17 protein-coding genes are annotated in these 18,359 nt (G+C 58.7%); 7 read left to right on the plus strand and 10 right to left on the minus strand.

Features of this window, described 5'->3' with window-relative positions; genetic code table 11:
- Positions 1-177: 177 nt before the first annotated feature.
- The 3 genes from AB8B02_RS06025 (at position 178) to AB8B02_RS06035 (ending at position 3,421) form a co-directional block, all read left to right on the plus strand.
- Positions 178-1,185: a tripartite tricarboxylate transporter substrate binding protein gene (locus AB8B02_RS06025; RefSeq protein ID WP_184514932.1), complete on the plus strand. Its 1,008-nt coding sequence runs from the start codon at positions 178-180 to the stop codon at positions 1,183-1,185.
- Positions 1,186-1,350: 165 nt separating this feature from the next.
- Positions 1,351-1,893, plus strand: coding sequence for a tripartite tricarboxylate transporter TctB family protein (locus AB8B02_RS06030; protein WP_231077510.1), 543 nt, complete (start codon positions 1,351-1,353; stop codon positions 1,891-1,893).
- 10 nt (positions 1,894-1,903) lie between these two features.
- The gene (locus tag AB8B02_RS06035) at positions 1,904-3,421 is read left to right on the plus strand and encodes a tripartite tricarboxylate transporter permease (RefSeq protein ID WP_089267956.1); all 1,518 of its coding nucleotides are present in this window, start codon (positions 1,904-1,906) and stop codon (positions 3,419-3,421) included.
- A 29-nt stretch (positions 3,422-3,450) separates the two neighbouring features.
- Here AB8B02_RS06035 and AB8B02_RS06040 read toward each other — a convergent pair whose 3' ends face one another.
- The gene (locus tag AB8B02_RS06040) at positions 3,451-4,380 is read right to left on the minus strand and encodes a glycosyltransferase family 2 protein (RefSeq protein WP_439063407.1); all 930 of its coding nucleotides are present in this window, start codon (positions 4,378-4,380) and stop codon (positions 3,451-3,453) included.
- Positions 4,381-4,501: 121 nt separating this feature from the next.
- Positions 4,502-5,695, minus strand: coding sequence for a CaiB/BaiF CoA transferase family protein (locus tag AB8B02_RS06045; protein WP_439063408.1), 1,194 nt, complete (start codon positions 5,693-5,695; stop codon positions 4,502-4,504).
- Between the two features lie 772 nt (positions 5,696-6,467).
- Here AB8B02_RS06045 and AB8B02_RS06050 point away from each other — a divergent pair.
- Both AB8B02_RS06050 and AB8B02_RS06055 read left to right on the plus strand, forming a co-directional pair.
- The gene (locus AB8B02_RS06050) at positions 6,468-7,124 is read left to right on the plus strand and encodes a class I SAM-dependent methyltransferase (protein WP_439063409.1); all 657 of its coding nucleotides are present in this window, start codon (positions 6,468-6,470) and stop codon (positions 7,122-7,124) included.
- Positions 7,125-7,176: 52 nt separating this feature from the next.
- Positions 7,177-8,025, plus strand: a complete 849-nt coding sequence (locus AB8B02_RS06055) for an NAD-dependent epimerase/dehydratase family protein (RefSeq protein WP_439063410.1) — start codon at positions 7,177-7,179, stop codon at positions 8,023-8,025.
- 30 nt (positions 8,026-8,055) lie between these two features.
- Here the strand turns inward: AB8B02_RS06055 and galE are convergent, their stop codons facing one another.
- Positions 8,056-9,033, minus strand: coding sequence for a UDP-glucose 4-epimerase GalE (galE, locus tag AB8B02_RS06060; protein WP_439063411.1), 978 nt, complete (start codon positions 9,031-9,033; stop codon positions 8,056-8,058).
- A 53-nt stretch (positions 9,034-9,086) separates the two neighbouring features.
- On the opposite strand from galE, the gene AB8B02_RS06065 reads away from it, so the two are divergent.
- A complete protein-coding gene (locus tag AB8B02_RS06065; RefSeq protein WP_439063412.1) occupies positions 9,087-10,016 on the plus strand; it encodes a GNAT family N-acetyltransferase in 930 nt (309 codons plus the stop codon).
- Here AB8B02_RS06065 and AB8B02_RS06070 read toward each other — a convergent pair whose 3' ends face one another.
- Genes AB8B02_RS06070 through AB8B02_RS06080 form a run of 3 tightly spaced genes read right to left on the minus strand, consistent with a single transcriptional unit; the run spans position 10,017 to position 12,063 of the window.
- Positions 10,017-10,805 carry a class I SAM-dependent methyltransferase gene (locus AB8B02_RS06070; protein WP_439063413.1) on the minus strand — a complete coding sequence of 263 codons (789 nt, stop codon included), beginning with the start codon at positions 10,803-10,805 and terminating at the stop codon, positions 10,017-10,019. It abuts the gene before it with no gap.
- Positions 10,802-11,137, minus strand: coding sequence for a hypothetical protein (locus AB8B02_RS06075; protein WP_439063414.1), 336 nt, complete (start codon positions 11,135-11,137; stop codon positions 10,802-10,804). Before AB8B02_RS06075 ends, AB8B02_RS06070 begins: the two co-directional genes overlap by 4 nt.
- A complete protein-coding gene (locus AB8B02_RS06080) occupies positions 11,134-12,063 on the minus strand; it encodes a glycosyltransferase family 2 protein (protein WP_439063415.1) in 930 nt (309 codons plus the stop codon). Before AB8B02_RS06080 ends, AB8B02_RS06075 begins: the two co-directional genes overlap by 4 nt.
- Before the next feature lie 171 nt (positions 12,064-12,234).
- On the opposite strand from AB8B02_RS06080, the gene AB8B02_RS06085 reads away from it, so the two are divergent.
- Positions 12,235-13,752: a hypothetical protein gene (locus AB8B02_RS06085; RefSeq protein ID WP_439063416.1), complete on the plus strand. Its 1,518-nt coding sequence runs from the start codon at positions 12,235-12,237 to the stop codon at positions 13,750-13,752.
- A gap of 63 nt (positions 13,753-13,815) precedes the next feature.
- Here the strand turns inward: AB8B02_RS06085 and AB8B02_RS06090 are convergent, their stop codons facing one another.
- From AB8B02_RS06090 to AB8B02_RS06105, 4 genes are all read right to left on the minus strand, one after another.
- The gene (locus AB8B02_RS06090; protein WP_439063417.1) at positions 13,816-15,426 is read right to left on the minus strand and encodes a hypothetical protein; all 1,611 of its coding nucleotides are present in this window, start codon (positions 15,424-15,426) and stop codon (positions 13,816-13,818) included.
- A gap of 92 nt (positions 15,427-15,518) precedes the next feature.
- The gene (locus tag AB8B02_RS06095) at positions 15,519-16,289 is read right to left on the minus strand and encodes an ABC transporter ATP-binding protein (RefSeq protein WP_439063418.1); all 771 of its coding nucleotides are present in this window, start codon (positions 16,287-16,289) and stop codon (positions 15,519-15,521) included.
- Between the two features lie 5 nt (positions 16,290-16,294).
- Entirely contained in the window at positions 16,295-17,149 is an 855-nt protein-coding gene (locus AB8B02_RS06100; RefSeq protein WP_439063419.1) for an ABC transporter permease, read from the minus strand.
- A 50-nt stretch (positions 17,150-17,199) separates the two neighbouring features.
- On the minus strand, positions 17,200-18,345 hold the full coding sequence (locus AB8B02_RS06105; protein WP_439063420.1) for a glycosyltransferase: 1,146 nt from the start codon (positions 18,343-18,345) through the stop codon (positions 17,200-17,202).
- Between the last annotated feature and the right edge of the window lie 14 nt (positions 18,346-18,359).

Here is an 18,359-nt window from a genome sequence, read left to right on the forward strand (position 1 = left end):
TCTCGGGCAATCACCTCATTCCGCCGCCCGGCAGCTGAACAGGGTGCCGGCCCCTGACCAAAGTCGGCCTTCGCATGCGCGGGACATGCTTGAAGTCACGGTCAATACCCCGCACAATAGAACCAATGAAAAATGGCGGGCATCCAATGTCCGCCGATCTCTACAGGGAAGAAACCAATGTCCAAGTCGATCAGGGCCACAGCTGCGCTTGCAGCCGTGCTCGCCAGCGCGCCCATCCTCTCATCGGCCACATCGCCGGCCATCGCTTGGGAGCCCACGAAGCCCGTCGAGATCGTCGTTGCAGCGGGCGCCGGCGGCGCCTCCGACCAGATGGCGCGCATGATGCAGGCTGCCATCCAGAAGAACAATCTGATGAAGGCGCCGGTGGTGGTGTCGCTCAAGGGTGGCGCATCCGGTGCGGAAGCGCTGATCTACATGAAATCCAGCGACGGCGACGCCAACAAGGTGCTGATCGCCTATTCGCTGATCTACATGCTGCCGCTGTCCGCCAAGATTCCGTTCAACTGGCGCGACCTCACACCGGTGTCCGTCGTCGCGATGGACCAGTTCGTGCTGTGGGACAATGCGGGTGGCGCCAAGACGGTGAAGGAATTCATCGCGGCGGCCAAGGCTGCATCGTCGCCGTTCAAGATGGGCGGCACCGGCTCCAAGCGTGAAGACCATGTGCTGACGGTGTTCATGGAAAAGCAGACCGGCGCCAAGTTCTCCTATCTGCCCTACAAGTCGGGCGGCGAGGCGGCGACGCAGCTCGTGGGCAATCACACCGAAGCCAACGTCAATAACCCCAGCGAGAATCTCGAAGTCTGGCGCGCCGGTCAGGTGCGCGCGCTCTGCGTGTTCGACAAGGAACGCATCTCCTACAAGACCAAGGTCACCGAGACGCAGTCGTGGAACGACATCCCGACCTGCAAGGAAGAGGGCCTCGACGTGCAGTATCTGATGCTGCGCGCCATGTTCCTGCCCGGCAAGGTGACGCCCGAGCAGCAGGCTTTCTATGTCGATCTGTTCGAGAAGGTGACCAAGACGGCCGAATACAAGGACTACATGGAGAAGCAGGCGCTGAAGCCGATCTTCCTGAAGGGGCCGGAGATGCTCAAGTTCCTCGAAGAGGACGATGCGCTCAACAAGTCGCTGATGACCGAAGCGGGATTCGTGGCGAAGTAAAGCCAATGACTGTCATGCTCCGCGAAAGCGGGGCATCCAGCAAAACACCGACAGCGAGAAAACCACTGACGGCTCGCATACCGTCATCACCCGCTTTCGCGGGTGATGACAAGTTTCTTTGATGCGCGAGCGTGTATCCTTTCTCCATCCTTAGAAACCATGCCAATGTCCAATACCGACCTCGAAATCATCGTCGAAGATCCCACCGCCCCGGAGGACGACTCGCCCTCTGTCGTCAGTACGCGCACCATCGAGATCATCGTCTCGCTGGTCCTGCTGGCACTGGCCATCGTGCTTGGCTTCGACAACTGGCGCACCGGCATCGCCTGGGATTCCACGGGGCCTCAGCCCGGCTATTTCCCGTTCTATCTCTCGGTCATTCTCGGTGGTGCCAGCCTCTATGGACTGATCGCGACATTCTTCGCCCGAAGTGGCGGTTCCGACACTTTCGTCACCCGCGCACAATTGCGGCGCGTGGCGCTGGTGTTCATTCCCACCGCACTGTTTTGTCTCGCCACGCAATTCCTCGGCATCTATGTCGCGAGCTTCGTGCTGATCGCCGGCTTCATGCGCATGGTCGGCAAGATCGCGCTGTGGAAGTCGCTGCTCACCGCCTTCGTGTTCACCGCGATCATGTTCGTCACCTTCGATGTCGCGTTCGACGTCATCATGCCGAAGGGGCCGATCGAATCGGCTCTCGGTCGCTAGGACTACTGAAATGGAAGCCTTCGGACTGTTGATGCACGGCTTCGCCGTGCTGATGACCTGGAAGATCATCTCGCTGATGGTCGTCGGTCTCGTGCTCGGCATCTTTGTCGGCGTGCTGCCGGGCCTCGGTGGCCCCAACGGCGTCGCCATTCTGTTGCCGCTGACCTTCACCATGGATCCGACCTCGGCCATCGTGATGTTGTCCTGCATCTATTGGGGCGCGCTGTTCGGCGGCGCCATCACCTCGATCCTGTTCAATATCCCCGGCGAGGCGTGGTCGGTGGCCACGACCTTCGACGGCTATCCGATGGCGCAGCAGGGCAAGGCTGCGGAAGCACTTACGGCGGCGTTTACCTCGTCCTTCATCGGATCGCTGGTGGCGGTGATGCTGATCACATTTCTGGCGCCGATGATCTCATCCTTCGCGCTGAAATTCGGGCCGCCGGAATTCTTCGCCGTCTATCTTCTGACCTTCTGCTCCTTCGTCGGTCTCGGCCGGGAGGCCAAGCACAAGACAGTCATCTCGATGGCGCTGGGGCTGCTGATCGCTGGCATCGGCATGGACACGGTGTCGGGCAATCTGCGCATGACCTTCGGCTCGGACAATCTCCTGCGCGGCATCAACTTCCTCGTCGCGGTGATCGGCCTGTTCGGCATCAGCGAAATCCTGCTCACGATGGAAGAACGCCTCGCGCTGCGTGGGCACGCCGCCAAGATTAGCCTGCGCACGGTGCTGAAGGTCTGGATGGATCTGCCGAAATACTGGGTGACGCTGCTGCGTTCATCCGTGATCGGCTGCTGGCTCGGCATCACGCCGGGCGGCGCCATTGCGGCGTCCTTCATGGGCTACAACCTCGCCAAGCGCTTCTCCAAGGATCCCGAAAGCTTCGGCAAGGGGCGCATCGAAGGAGTATTCGCGCCGGAGACCGCGGCGCACGCGTCAGGCACCGCGGCGCTGCTGCCGATGCTGGCGCTCGGCATTCCAGGTTCCGGCACCGCGGCGATCCTGCTCGGCGGCCTGATGGTGTGGGGGCTTAATCCGGGGCCGCTGCTGTTCGTCGAGCACAAGGATTTCGTCTGGGGCCTGATTGCCTCGATGTATCTCGGCAATGTCGTCGGTCTCGTCATCGTGCTGACGACCGTGCCGGTCTTCGCCTCGATCCTGCGCGTGCCGTTTGCAGCAGTGGCCCCGATGATCGTGGTGTCCTGTGCCATCGGCGCCTATGCGATCCAGAATGCGATGTTCGACATCTGGCTGATGCTGGGCTTCGGCGTCGTCGGCTATGTGTTCAAGAAGATCGGAATTCCGCTCGCGCCGTTCACGCTGGCGCTGGTGCTCGGCAGCCGCGCCGAGGATGCGTTCCGCCTTGCCATGATCGGCTCCGGCGGCAGCGTTGGCGTGTTCTGGTCCAATGGCCTGGTCGGCACCATCACCACGCTGGCGATCACGTTGTTGTTCTGGCCACTGATCGATCGTGCCTTTACGGCCGTTGCACGCATCTGGAGGCCGACGCCGGTGACGACGTAAATCGTGCTCGCGCTTGGCTGGATGGAGGCCTAGTCCGGCAATGACGGCTGCGCGAGATATGCCAGCAGCTTTATCTCGCGGCGTCCGCGGGTGACAGTGTCGAGCACGAGGCCCGACGAAAATGAGAGCACGCCGACGATCATCAGGCCGGTCGAGAGCACGGCGGTGGGCAGCCGAGGCACCAAACCTGTTTCCAGATAGGTGACGGTGACGGGAATCGCGAGGCCGATGGAGACGATGCCGAAAAACAGGCCAATTGTGCCGAAGAAGCGCAGCGGCTTTTCCGAACGATAGAGCTTCATGATGGTGCCGAGGATCCGGAAGCCGTCCTTCCACGTGCTGAGCTTGCTGATGGAGCCCTGCGGTCGCGCGAAATACGACGTCTCGATTTCAGCGACCGGGAGTGCAAGCTGCAGCGCATGAACGCTCAGCTCGGTCTCGATCTCGAAACCATCGGACAGCACCGGGAAGGATTTGACGAAGCGTCTCGAGAATACCCGATAGCCTGACAGCACATCTTTGAAGTTCTGCCCGAACGTCAGTGACAGAAAGCCGGTGAGCAGTGAGTTACCGGTACGGTGGCCAAGGCGATAGGCGGTAACCTGCTGTTCGATGCGGCGGCCCACCACCATGTCGAGGCGATCGTTTAACAGCGCTTCGATCATGGCTTGCGCGGATGTCGCGTCGTAGGTCGCATCGCCATCGACAAGAACGTAGATATCGGCATCGACGTCACCGAACATGCGGCGGACGACATGACCTTTGCCTTGACGGGACTCGCTGCGAACAATCGCACCCGCCTGCGAGGCTACTTCACCCGTGCGATCTGTCGAGTTGTTGTCGTAAACATAAATTGTGGCGGCGGGCAGCGCCCTGCGGAAATCGTTCACGACTGTTGCGACCGCGACCTCTTCATTGAAGCAGGGGATCAGGATAGCGACGCGGTGCGGTGCGGTCATGGAGCTTTCCGGCGGGTTCGAGGCGCAGCACGATCTCCGATCGACCGCGCCTGGACGAAGATGTGCTCCCTATTATGCAGCCTACGGCGTTAATTTTCACAGTATTTGACAGCTCGCCGCCTCAGACCACCTTGCCCCGGCGCAGTTCGGCGATCTCTTCGGCACCGAAGCCGAATTCGGCGAGTAGCTCCTCCGTCTGTTCGCCGACTTCCGGCGGACGCGCGGCCATGTGGCTCGGCGTACGTGACAGCGTGAAGGGCTGAGCGACCAGCGTGATCTTGCGGTTCTGGTCGTTGGGAACGTCTTGCGCGAGGCCCAGATGCTTGACCTGTGCATCTGCGAACATCTGGTCGACGGAGTAGATGGGCCCGCAGGGCACGCCGGCGGCATTGAGGTCGTTGACCCATTCCTCGGTGGTGCGCTTTTCGGTGCAGGCGCTGATCGCGGCGTTGAGGGCGTCGCGGTTCTTCGAGCGGGCAGGGCCGGTGGCGTAATCAGGATGGGTGATCAGTTCGGGGGCGCCGATCGCCTGGGCGCAGCGCTCCCAGATCTTGCCGCCGGTGGTGGCGATATTGATGTAGCCGTCGGAGGTCTTGAACACGCCGGTGGGAATGCTGGTCGGGTGGTTGTTGCCGGCCTGCTTGGGCACGTCTTGTTCCATCAGCCAGCGCGCGGCCTGGAAATCCAGCATGAAGATCTGCGCTTGCAGCAGCGAGGTCTGGACCCACTGGCCCTGACCGGACACATCGCGTTCTAGTAGGGCTGTGAGCACGCCCAGCGCGCAGAACAGCCCGGCGGTGAGATCGGCCACGGGGATGCCGACCCGCATCGGGCCCTCGCCAGGGGCGCCTGTAATGGACATCAGGCCGCCCATGCCCTGGGCGATCTGATCGAAGCCCGGCCGCTTGTGATAGGGGCCGTCCTGGCCGAAGCCGGAAATGCTGCCATAGACGATACCGGGATTGATCGCCTTCAGGCTCTCATAATCAATGCCGAGCCGGGCCTTAACATCCGGGCGAAAATTCTCGACCACCACATCGGCTTTCTCGACCAGCCGCTTGAACACCGCGAGACCGCGCGGGTCCTTCAGGTTCAGGGTCATGGCCCGCTTGTTGCGGTGCAGGTTCTGGAAGTCCGAGCCCTGCCGCGGGCCACCGGGCTGTTCTCCCGCAGCGTCATCGCTCAGCGCATCGATCTTGATGACATTGGCCCCCCAATCCGCGAATTGCCGGACCGCTGTGGGGCCGGAGCGGATCCGGGTGAGGTCGAGCACAGTAAAGCGGGAGAGGGCCTGCGAGGCGCGCGGGAAGGGCATTCAGAGGCTCCGATGGTGCCGTGAAGGGGGGCGAGGCAATACCTTTCGCGCAAAGCGGCGGCCTTGTCATGCCCGGGGATCGATGGCGGGGCGTACATCCCCGCCATCTTGCGCAAAAATCCATGTTTGACCGGGATGTCACAATCGGTTGCAACCGGCGCTCTTTTCGCGCAATCACTTGCCCCTCAATCTAACTGGTTGAATGCTAGGCGTTATTTGGAGTTATGCGTATGTTGAGGGTATTGTTTTGGGACTTATCGTTTTTGCGGCCGGTTACACGCTGGCGATGCGGCTCATGGCTCACAGGGCTGACGTGTTGCACGGGAATCCATTGAGTCGGACGAGCGCATCGCACGAGCTTATGCCGACATGGCTGCGGCCATCATTGCAAGCTATCTGCCGAGAGGGCGACTACCTGCCGTGCGCCGTCAGGTAAGCGGGCTCTGTCGGACGAAATCACGCTTGTTAGCTCTGAAGAGGTCCACATCTCTTTGTTATTTTTAAGTATCTGAAATATAAAAGATATCTCTGTTCTCCGGCTAAGCGCCGAGTTGCCCCGACATTCGGCGCTTACGGCGGATACGCGAGTTCCGCCGGAAGACGTGTCCAGGGGCTGTGAAGGTCTCTGCCTGGCACTCAACGCTCGATCATCTGCTCTGGTCCACGGGCGAAATTTGCAGTAGTCGAACGCTCGGTCGGTGTGCTCAACCCGTTTGCGGGCAAATCGTCCGGTGGCGGTGTCATTTCTCTCTAGCTTCGTATGGAGTTGTCGTTGGATATCGAGAAGTTGCTTGCGAAGCTCGGACAGTCGAATCCCTACAAGGATTTCGATGCCGGAAAGATACCGCAAGATATGCAGGGATGGGGCAGCGAACACCCATATTTCCCGACCCTCATTTCGATGACCAAGCCGAAGCAGATTATCGAAGTCGGCACCTGGAAGGGGGCTTCTGCCATCGGCATGGCGCGACATGCACTGGCGATCAATCCTGACGTGAAGATTTTGTGCGTCGATACATGGCTCGGTTCGAACGAAGCGCTTTGGACCGACCCCAAGCTTCGGGAACTGCTGCAGATCGAACATGGCTATCCAACCATGTACAAGCAGTTCCTAGCGAACATCATTCACGAGAAACTGACACGCACGATCTTCCCTCTTCCGATGACGTCCATTTCCGCTGCCGAGACGCTGGCGAAATATGATGTCAAGGCTGAGCTCATCTATATCGATGCCGCGCATGGCGAGTATGAGGTCTATGGAGACTTGATCCACTACTGGCCTCTCGTGAGGCCGGGCGGGATCATGTTTGGCGATGATTACTGGAATACGTGGCCAGGTGTTATCAAATCGGTCAACCGTTTTGCCTATGAGCAAGGCCTCGGTCTCGAGACGAACTCCGGAAAATGGTTTCTGGTAAAGCCGGCTTGACGTCCCGGTGATCCCAGACGACCGGCTCGAGCCGTGGAAAGGCGGTCGCTGAATGCCCAGCCTGGTAGTCGGCGCCAGAGGCATTGTGGGCGCGCATATTGTGCGGCGCCTCGTCAAACTTGGCGAATGCCCTTTGGCGCTGTCACGGACACCGCAAGAGGCGGCCGACGTGCGATGGATCGTCGGTGATCTGGTGCGTCCGGACGATCTTCAACTGCCGCCGGTGTCGACCATTTATTGTACGGCACCGGTTGGTCTCCTGGCCGATGCGATAGGGCATATGGCCGGCTCTTCTCTTCGTCGTGTCGTTGCGTTCACATCGACGAGCCTCGTGACCAAGGTCGATTCGGAGATCGAGAGCGAACGCGACAGCGTACGTAGCTGGGCTGAGGACGAGCGGCGGCTGATCGATGCTTGCAGGCGGCTCGGCATTCACTGGACGATTTTGCGTCCGACCATCATCTATGACGAAGGGCAAGATCAGAACGTCACGCGCATTGCGAGACTGGTCGAGCGATTCGGTTTCTTTCCGCTGGCCGGCAACGGGAAGGGATTACGCCAACCGGTGCATGCCGAGGACCTCGCCAGCGGCGCCGTCGATGCGGCGGCGAGCGAAGCCGCGATCGACAAAATCTACGCCGTGCCTGGTGGCGAGGTCGTCAGCTACCGCGAAATGGTTGGCCGTATATTTGACGGTCTAAATAGGTCGAGACTGATTCTGCCGATTCCGCTCTTGCTGTGGAAGGCCGCGTTGAAACTGGGCGCGCCGTTCGTGCCGAATACCAATGTCGCGATGGGCAGTCGGATGGCGAAGGACATGGTGTTCGACGGGGCACCTGCAGCGCGCGATTTCGGCTGGCGCCCAAGGGGCTTCAAACCACGCTTCAGAATGCCGCTGTAGCCTCGCCGCTGCGGCGTGGTTCGACGAGGTCTACTTCGCGTTCAGGAGTTTCTCCCACCTGTAGGCGTGGTCGATGATCGTCGACAATCGATCATGCTGCGGCTTCCAGCCAATGCTGAGCAAGCGCTGGTTGTCGGACACCACTGATACGAGATCGCCAATTCTTCTGGCTGCAACTCGTTTGTTGAGGCGCCGCCCGATCGTCGCTTCGATGGCCTCAAGTACTTCCATGACCGAGTAGCCTTTGCCGTAACCGCAATTCAAAACAACATTTCCGCCGCCGGAGCGAAGGTGCTCGAGCGCGGACACGTGAGCGCTGGCGAGGTCTGCGACATGAATGAAATCACGGATGCAGGTGCCGTCAGGCGTGTCGTAGTCGTCGCCGTAGATGTCGATATGGTCTTTCTCACCGAGTGCGGCTGACAGCCCTTGCTTGATGAGATGTGTCGCATTCCTGGTCGATTGACCAAAACGCATCTGAGGATCGGCGCCCGCGACGTTGAAATAGCGCAGAATCGCAAACTTCATGCCGTGCGCCAGGCACGCATCGCGCAGGATTTCTTCCGTCATCAGCTTCGAACGCCCGTAGGGCGATATCGGTCTCAATGTTGAGTCTTCACTCACCTGAGGAGCATCAGACCGCGCGTAAACCGCGGCCGTCGACGAGAAAACGAAGTTCCGGATACCGCCTTGCACCGCGGTCTGGATCAGGGACTGGGCTTTGATCGTATTGTGCAGGTAGTAACTGAGCGGATCCGAAAACGATTCCGAGACGATGACTTTGCCAGCGAAATGAAAGATGGTCTCGACGTTGTTCGTCCGAATGATATCTGCGACCAGTTCACGGTCTCCGATGTCGCCGACCACCAACGGAACACCGGCAGGAACAAGCGAGGACAGTCCCGTTGACAGGTCGTCCAGAATAACCGGCTTGTGTCCGAGGTCGAGCAGCGCGAGCACTGCGTGTCCACCGATATAACCTGCGCCGCCTGTGATTAAAACTGTCATACGTGTATCATTTACCGTGCGATGATCCCCGAAAGATCATTTTGGAAAGCGACATGCAAGTCAGGCTATTGGCTGCGAGTAGGCTGGATATCGACCGGCACGTTGAACTTCTGCGCAGCGCGTTCGGGCAGTCCGCCTGGGCAACGCAGATCGGCGATACCTTTACCCCAGAATTCTATCGTTGGAAGTACTTCTCGCCCGCAGGGGAAGCCGTCATTGCGTCTCTGAGTGGGGAGGAGGGCCTCGTTGCCAGCGTCTCGGCATTTCCGACCCGCCTCCACACTCCCTCTGGCGAGCAAAGGGGTTGGCAGATCGGAGACATTGCCACGGTCAGTTCGGCCCGACGACGAGGGCTTTACCGTAAATGTCTGGATGCGCTGGTTGAACGTCTGGGCTGCGACATTATGGTCTGTTTTCCCAACGCGCTTTCAAGAAACGGTATCGAGGCTTGCGGCTTCGGCGTCGCCGCGGAAGTCAGAACCTTCATACACCCACTGATCGGTCCAGGGCGCTCGGCGCCACCCGATCACGCGAATTGGGATAGTCTTGAAAGCTGCCATTTTGGTGAGCCCGCCAGAGCCGGGGGCTATTCGTTCGTCCGCGACCGCGAATTTCTCAGGTGGCGATATCGAGACAATCCAGCCTGCGCCTATGAGCTTGCGTCACGACAAGGCGCTTATTGCGTCTCCAGACCATTCGTTGCCTTCGGAAGGCGTGTCAACGTCGTGATGGAAGTCGGCGCCAGCAACGATCGTATTCTTCGCCATCTCATGTGTGATGTCGAAAGAACAGCCGCCAAGCAGGAAAGGGTCGCGAACTTCGTAATGACAAGCCGCCCGATGCCCTGGCGGATGCGTATGCGCTACCTTCCGGTTCCACACTGGCTGTTGCCAAAGCGGCAGCTTCTGCTTGTGCGAATGCCAGGCGGCCATCCGCTTCAAGGGAATTGGGACGTTCAGATCGGCGACTGGGATGGGCTGTAGTTACGGCTTCGACCACACCGACAATGTGGCAAATGCGAGCGCCCGTCCGATTGCGTTACGATAGAACAGTTTGTCAAATGCGTAAGTTGCATCAACCAGCGACTTTCCGCCGACGTTCAGTGCAGGAAACGCGTCCGGGTTGTAGTAGAGGACATACGACAGAAGGCCCGGGTGGCAAATGAACTTGGGTCGCAGCCCTGCATCGGTGAATAATGTCTCCAACGTGCTGACCGGAAAGGCTCTCTCGGTTTGTTCATCGAAGAGCGAGTTATCCTTGTAGATGCGCTCGCGCACCATGCGGAAAAGTGGATTTCCGTGGGTTGGCTCAAGGTTGATGAAAAGCCCGCCCTTGCGCAGGCCGGGTGCAAGATTCTTGACGATGACGGGCGCATCCAGCGGCGTGTGATGAAGGCCGCCGATCAGAATGACAATGTCGTAGCTATCGGGAGCTGGCGTGTACCTTGTCGCGTCAGCCTGTCGTATGTTGAGATCGGGATTGGTCTGCTTGACCGAGTTCACCACTGAATCGGAATAATCGAAACCTTCATAGCGGATATTACTGGACAAGTGCTTCTTGAGCAGATCGTTCCCGTCGCAAAAGCCGCACATTGGCTCCAGCACATCGAGCTGCTTGTCTTTCAGGTCCGGAAATTGCGCGAACACATCGGTCCACATTCTTTCCTTCAGGTACAGGTGATTGGTGGCCTGACGGCCCTCATGGTAGCGGTCGGCGATCGAGTTGAAATGTTCACGCTGGCGTTCGATCAGGCCATCCTTGTTATCACTCATTTGCTGACGAACTCCCGCATTGATAAAACGACGATCCCAACGATGACGAGCGCTATGCCGACGAGGTGCGTCGGATCGACACGTTCATGCAGAATGAATTTTCCTGCCAACTGGGTTCCGACGATCAGGCACCCCGCGGCGAGCGGAAAAGCCAGCGACAGCGGCAGGATTCGCAGCAGGCCGTACCATATCAGGAAACCCGTGCCATAGAGAAATACGCCGAGCAGAAAGCGCGCCGAGAGGTAATTGCCTTCGAGCTTCAGGAGCACAAGTCCGCCGACGCTCGTGGCAACATAGGCACAAAGCAGAAGAGCAGTGAGGAACGCTGTCATTCGTCGCTGCTATTCAGGTTCGAGCGTCCTACAACAAAGCCGGGCCTTTTCCTGGTCTCGCGAAGAATGCGTCCCACATATTCGCCGAGCACGCCGAGAACGAACAGCTGCAGCGATCCAATGATCGATACGATCAGAGCGACTGACGTCCACCCCGGGACGACGCGGCCGTATAACAGGAATATGGACAGGGCGTAGATGGCATATAGTGCGCCGATTCCGGCGATGGCGAGCGCCAGAAAAGTCGCGAGCCTCAGCGGCTGAATGCTGTTGGCCACAACGCCGGACGCGGCGAAGGATATCATCTTCCGCAGCGAATATTTCGTCGTACCGTGCATGCGCTGATCGGGGACATAATTCAGCTTGTAGGTGGAAAAGCCCACCCACGGAATGATGCCACGCAAAAAGAAGTCGTGTTCAGAAAGGCCGTTGACCACATCGACCACCTTGCGATCGAGCAGCCGGAAGTCGGCGCTACCGGGATCGATCGCCACGTCGGAGACCGCATTCATGATCGCGTAGAAAAGAGACGACGTTACGCGCTTGAATGTAGAGTTGCTTTCGACTTCTTGCCGAATCGTGAGAACGACCTTGAATCCTTCTTGCCATTTCGCAATCAGGTCGGGAAGCAGACGCGGTGGATGCTGCAGGTCGGCATCCATGGAGATGACGCAATCCCCAGTCGCACCTTGGAGGCCGGCACGGAGGGCGGCCTGATGGCCGAAATTTCGCGACAGGCTGATATATTTGATGCGAGGGTCGGCCTGCGATGCAACGATCGCGATCGCAAGCGTCGCGTCGGAGCTGCCGTCATCGACCACGATGATCTCGTGCAGGCCCTCCGGTACGTTGCTTCGGATTTGGTCGAGCAGCACAGGCAAATTGCCTTCTTCATTGTGTGCCGGAACGACGATTGAAACTCTCATTATGCAGCCGCCAGTTGCCCAATTGTTTCTGGGGAATTACACTGTTTCTCATCGGCCACGCAATTGAATTGGATTCTCGGGCCGCGAGGATCTTCGCAGCCGCAAGAATGGTTCTCCGTGACAATTGGACGTTTTATCCTCGGAATTCTGTTTGCCCGAACAGGACCGCTATTGGCGATCGTTGTCGCGTTGGGATCGCTGATCGTCGCATTCGCACTTTTTGGCTCGCAGATTCGGGAAGCCGGTTGGGGTGTCATCGACGATCATGAGGTGTTCCTTTTTCTCGGGAAAAACGAGCATTTGCGGTTCTCCGAGATTTTCACGACCATTTTGACGAAGACTGAAATCGGGAGCTTGGTCGGCCGCTTTCGGCCTTCCTATTATTTTCTGCGGATTAGCGAAACGGTGGTTTGGGGCCGCCATGTCCACCTCTGGTACGTGTCTCACGCGGTCGCCTTTGCGGTGTTTCTGGCGGCCATTTGGTGGAGTGTGTCGCGGTTTCTGGGACTGGTCCCGGCGGCGCTGTCGATGCTTCCGATCGTTTGCACCAACTTCTGGGGAGCCATCTGGGGGCGGCTGGGGCCTTCGGAGATCTACGCGGCGCCGGCCATGGGTCTGGTTCTTGCGGGGAGTGTCGTAATGTTTTTCTCTTCAATGACGCGCCGCAGCAACTGGAGCGTCGTTCTATTAACAGTAGGTATCATAGTAGCTATAGGTAGCAAAGAGACGTTGTTACCACTTGCGGGAATAGCGGTTTTGGTCATCGCGCTTGCGGCACGACTGGGTCGTATCGGCAGAATTTCCGCAACGCTGTCGCTGACGATTATCGTCCTGTTCACAGTTGTGATCGTGGCCGTCGCATCGTTCCAGATGTTGAGTGTGGGCACTGATATCTATGCCAATCCCATCAGCCTTACGGGAAGACTTGCTGCCGTTCTCGCGGTGACACCAATCTGGGTCTTCGCCGCCTGTTCGACAATTCCCGTCGTTGCGCTGGTAACTTACAGCGCATCGAAGCCGTCTCCAGCTCTTCCTACACTTGGCGTCGCCGGCGGTCTCTGCTTCCTGATCGCACTGTATGTATCGCAACAGGTCGCCTATGGCGGAACGCTGCCAACTGGTACGCGGTACGATTTTCCAGCGATGCTGATTCCCACCTGGATTGCGATCTATGTGGGTTGCGTTGTTGTTTTTTGGACGAGGCAGGTCAGGGTCTGGGCCGGGAACATTCTCGCTATGTGCCTGGGCCTTGCTGTTGCAGGTGCATCCGTCACCTACGGTGCGATGGATGACCTTGCGTTATCAATGGCCGCTGTGGACAAGAATATTTCGGGCACCCAGAAATTTTCTTCGGAGCTCGCGCGGGTTCTGGCTGCGGCACGTGCGAATCCAAGCACGCCTATCGTGCTGGAGGTCCACGGTTCTGGGGCGTTTGAGCCGGTCTACTCGCTGGAGCGCTATTTCATCGCCGAGCATGTCGCCAACAAAGTCGCCGTCAGGTTTCGGCCGATGGGGACGGGCAACAACTCCCTGCACAATATGCTGGATACAATGCTGATCGGGTTGCAGGAGAAGGGCGATCATTTCTTCGTTCCGCTCTTGTCAATTCCTGCGGATGCGCCTTGCTTGAGCGTTGGTCTCAATGGCGAAGGTGACGAGCGATGCGAGAAATTCCGGATTAATAGTTGAGGCGTGGGCTCATTTGACGCCGTCGATCCTGTGTCCAGCCGAAGTTCCGTGCCGTCAGGCGCACTATGATTTCGGCGCAGGCGGGGCGGCGGATGCCAGCCAGACGATCTTGAAGTCCGCTAGCGGTGTCACGCGATAATTTCCTGCATAGCTCACACCGGGCAGCAGCAGGGCCCATTTCGAGCCGGCGGGCAGGTCGGCGTCTGTGACGCGACTGTCGGACCCTGTCACTTGCGCGCGGCTCATGGAGCGCATGTAGAAAATGACGCGGGGCAGGTCGCCGCCGCTGTGGGGCGTGCCCACGATCACGCCATCCGCGCGGCCGACCAGACCTTGGATCGTCGCGTCGGGAGCGATGAACACCTGATCGATCGCTGTCGGAGCCAGGCTGCGGAAAGGTGCCACAACGACGAGCAAGATCGCGGTGCCGACCGTGATCGCCGTGATCAATATAAGCCAGATCCGCACGATGCGGCGCGTCGATGGCACGAAGAGACACCAGCCGAACAGTGCCACTTGGGCCGCGACAAGACCGTATGACAGCCGGATGAGAGATCGCCCGCCCCACAGGGTCATGTCAGGATAGTCGACGGGGCCAACTTCGTAACGCCACACGATGACCGCAGCACCCAGCGCGGATAGGGCGAGACATAATCTGGCGAAGGCCGGAGGCGGACTGAAAGCATTGCGCTGCCAGGCAGAAACGGAAAACAGCGCGACAAACGGAAGAACGTAAACGTAATAGCGACCGTGCAGCCGCGTGATGCGCTCCGCTTCCGGCGCGAATTGATAGACTTTCTGCGAGAAATACACGGTCATCGCGACCGTTGCGGTCAGCAGGCACAGCGACAGCAGCGCCAGTTCATACTGACGCCTGTCGGTGTTTTTTCCGGTGGCGTTCAGCCAGATTTCGTTGATCGCCATCGCGATGGGTAGTGCCATCAGAGCGCAGATCGCCGATGCGTGACCGCCGACATTGATCAGGGTGGCGACCCAATCGATCTGTGCATTAATCAGCCCGGCGTAGTTGCCCGTGGAAACCGACCAGACCCACTGACCCGTGAGCGCGAACTTGACGATAACGTGGACGAGGTAGCAGGTCGATGCTTGAAGAGCAGCGACCGCGACACTCTGCCAGCGTGGCCGATAGAGAATCAGGAAGACGCTGAAGCCCAGCGCGAGCGCAAATGCATGCGGCTTGATCAGGGACAGCAATCCCAATGACAGGCCGCCCAGGATTGCGCTGAGCAGGATGGACCGATCGATGGTGACGATGATTAGTGCGAGGCTGCACCAGAAGCCGAAGAAGAATACGGGTTCGGGCATGACGTAGCGCACGAACGAACTTATCGGCGTGGCGATGACGATGCAGGCAAAAAGCGCGGCGTAAGTGCAACCGACATAGCGTCTTGCGACGACGAAAGATGGGAGGGCTGTTCCGGCGATGAAGACCGCATTCAGCGCCTTGATCCAGCCATGCGCGTCATGAGCCGGGAAAGCCGAATATAGCCAGAAGTAGAGATGGGACGGGTACTCGACGAGGTGACGCCATATTGCGTAATTGGCGGCGTTCGCGCCGTAGAGGATGGGCAGCAGATACCCAGCTTCGTCGCCGAACACAAATGCCTGCCTGGTCTGGGCCGCGCTGAAAAGCAGAATGATGAACCAGACCATGCTTAATCCGGCCAGCAACCATCCAGCCCTTGATTCCGCAAAATTCCGGCCCTTGCTGAAAAACGTCTGTGCAGACAATGGAGCCGACTTTATCAGTTCTGGAGTTCGGAAAATGCAGAATAGGCGTCGATGATCTCATCGATCGGGCCGTAGGCCTTGATCTCGCCGCGCTCCATCCAGATCGCCTTATTGCAGAACCGCTTGCACAAATCCATGCTGTGGGAGGCAAGAACCATGATGCTCGTCGTTTCCACGAAACGCTCCAGCCGTAGCTGGGCTTTCGCCATGAAGTTGGCATCCCCGGCCATGATCCATTCGTCCATGATGAGGATTTCGGGAGCAAAACACGTTGCAACTGCAAATGTCAGGCGCGTCATCATGCCGGAGGAATAGGTCCTTACGGGAATGTGGAGATGATCGCCGAGCTCGGCGAATTCGACGATATCGGCCACCCGTTTTTCGATCTCGCGTGCCGGCAATCCCAGCACGAGGCCGCGAATGCGAATGTTCTCTAGGCCGTCGATATCGCCATCGATGCCAAGGCCGATATCGAAGATCGGCGAGATGCGGCCCACGGCCCGGACAGTGCCTGAAACGGGCTCGTAGATGCCGGCCATCACGCGGAGCAAGGTCGATTTGCCTGCTCCGTTGGAGCCGATTAGGGCAACGCGATCGCCTGTTTCGAGGGAGACAGAGACGTCGCGGATCGCCTCGACGATGATCCGCTGGTTCGCGTCATTGGCGAGCTGCCCGCGCGAGCTATGAAACAGAACCTGTTTTTTGAGAGACCGGGAGCCTCCATGATAGATCGGAAACGATACTGAGACGTTCTGCAGCGTCAGTTCGGTGACTGGCTTCGTCATGCCGGTTAAACCCAATAGGAGATACGCGACCGGAAGGCTGAAAAGAACAGCCCGACCACGATCAGGTTCACCAGAGTGACTCCGGCAAGGACCGCGTAATCCATGGCAGCCGGCATTGTGCCCAGCAGTGGCGCCCGGACGACGTCAATCATGGCATGAAACGGATTATAGTGAACGAGGTACGCATGATGTCGCAATAGTTCCGGCTTCCAGGTAATGGGCGTCACGAAAAAAATAATCTGGACCACTGAATTGATGAGCGGCGGAATGTCGCGGAAGCGGGCCGATATCATGCCGATGAAAAGCGTGGCCAGAGCTCCGTTCAACACCACGATGATGAAACCGGGAAGCGCGAGGAGGGCGACCCAGCCGGGATTGATGCCGAAATAGAAAACCACCGCAAAATAGATCAGAAAATTATGCGCAAAAATGATTACCTTGCTCCAGGTAGCGCGGAACACGTAGATCGAATAGGGAAGCCTGACCTGCTTGATGTAGGATTCGGACCCGGTGAAGAGCGTGCCACCCTCGGTCAGAAATGTTGAAATCAAGCTCCATAGCAAAAGCCCGACGCATAAGAAGGGTAGAAATTCGTTGACTGTCGTGTTGAACAGGGTCGCGTATAGAACGCCGAGCGATAACACCATGACCGACATGCTTGCTGTAAGCCAGAACGGCCCAAGTGCGGAGCGCCGGTATCGCTGAAGAATGTCGTTCCAGCCGAGCCGTCCCCACAACCGCCACTGTGTCAGGCCTGTGGCGATGTCTCTCAGAGCCCTGCTCCGCAAGGCGCGCTGATCGCTGCTGCCTGCAACTTCGTTGACCAGGATGGGGGACTGGGATTGCAGCGTCATAGACATTAGGGCTCGGAAAGGGCTCGCAGGCCTTATAAGCCGAGGCCGACCGCATGTCAGTGGGGATTGTTCAGAATTCTCCTAGCATCGATCGCTTGGCGATAGATGTCGCGCATACGCGATCCGAATAGTTTCTCGTCAAACTCGCCAAACGCGCGAGCAGCGCCTGACGTGCCAAGTTTCCGCGCAAAAGCGGGATCGTCGAGCAAACGGGTCAGCGCTCGTGAAAGTTGCTCGGTGTCGCCCGGCGCCACGGTCAGGGCCTCAAGGCCGTCCCGCGCCACAAGGGGTACGGTGGTGGGCAGGTCTGTGTTGACGATCGGAAGTCCCGCTGCCATCGCCTCGATCTGAACGATACCGAAAGCCTCGGCGGCGCTCACCGAGGGAAACGCAAATATCCGCGCGGCATGCAACATTTGCTTGATGCTACGTCGTGGCAACCGGCCCGCAAAATGGACCTTCTCCGCGACACCCCGTTCTGAGGCGAGATGCCGCAGTTCTCCGAGAAGTGGTCCCTCGCCGATGATGGTGGCGCTGCCGTCTACATCGCGCATGGCATCGATCAGGATATCGAAGCCCTTGTAGCCGACGAGACGCCCCAGCGCGACGATGTGGCGGGGATGGGCGAGCAGTAACGCACGGATTGCAGCATGATCCTCGGCATCGAGGGTGCGCCAGTATTCCAGATCCATGCCATAGGGGAGTGCCATACACTTGCCGACATGCGGCCCCAGGAATTCGGAGTGGTCGATCACCGGCTGTCCTGAGACGACGATTCGATCGGCGCGTGCCAGGACGCGGCGGATCATTGGCGAGACGAGCTTCTTCAGCAGGGGGAAGCCGATGATCTCGGCATGCCAATACACGACGAGCGCGACATCCCTAGGTAACCCAAGCAAGATGGCCATGTCGGTCAGCGGTAGTGGAGCGTGATGTACGACGACATCGGCCGCACGTGCCTGGCGCATGAATGCCGGGATATAACCGGGTGCCATCGGCGTCGAAAACAGCGTGCCGAAAGATCCGACTGCTTCGACTGGTACGCCGTCGATGTCCAACATGCGGGCCGTACCACGCCGGCGCGCGCAAAGTATGGATTGTCCGAGATCTTTGTCTGATGACCGACTGAGGCTGGACATTACTGCAGGAATGCCGCCGTCGATGTCTGGCCGGTAGATCTTATAGGCGTGAAGGATACGCAAATCGTTGCCTTGAA

Origin of the sequence: Tardiphaga sp. 862_B3_N4_1, assembly GCF_051811085.1 — a bacterium.
GTDB lineage: Bacteria > Pseudomonadota > Alphaproteobacteria > Rhizobiales > Xanthobacteraceae > Tardiphaga > Tardiphaga robiniae.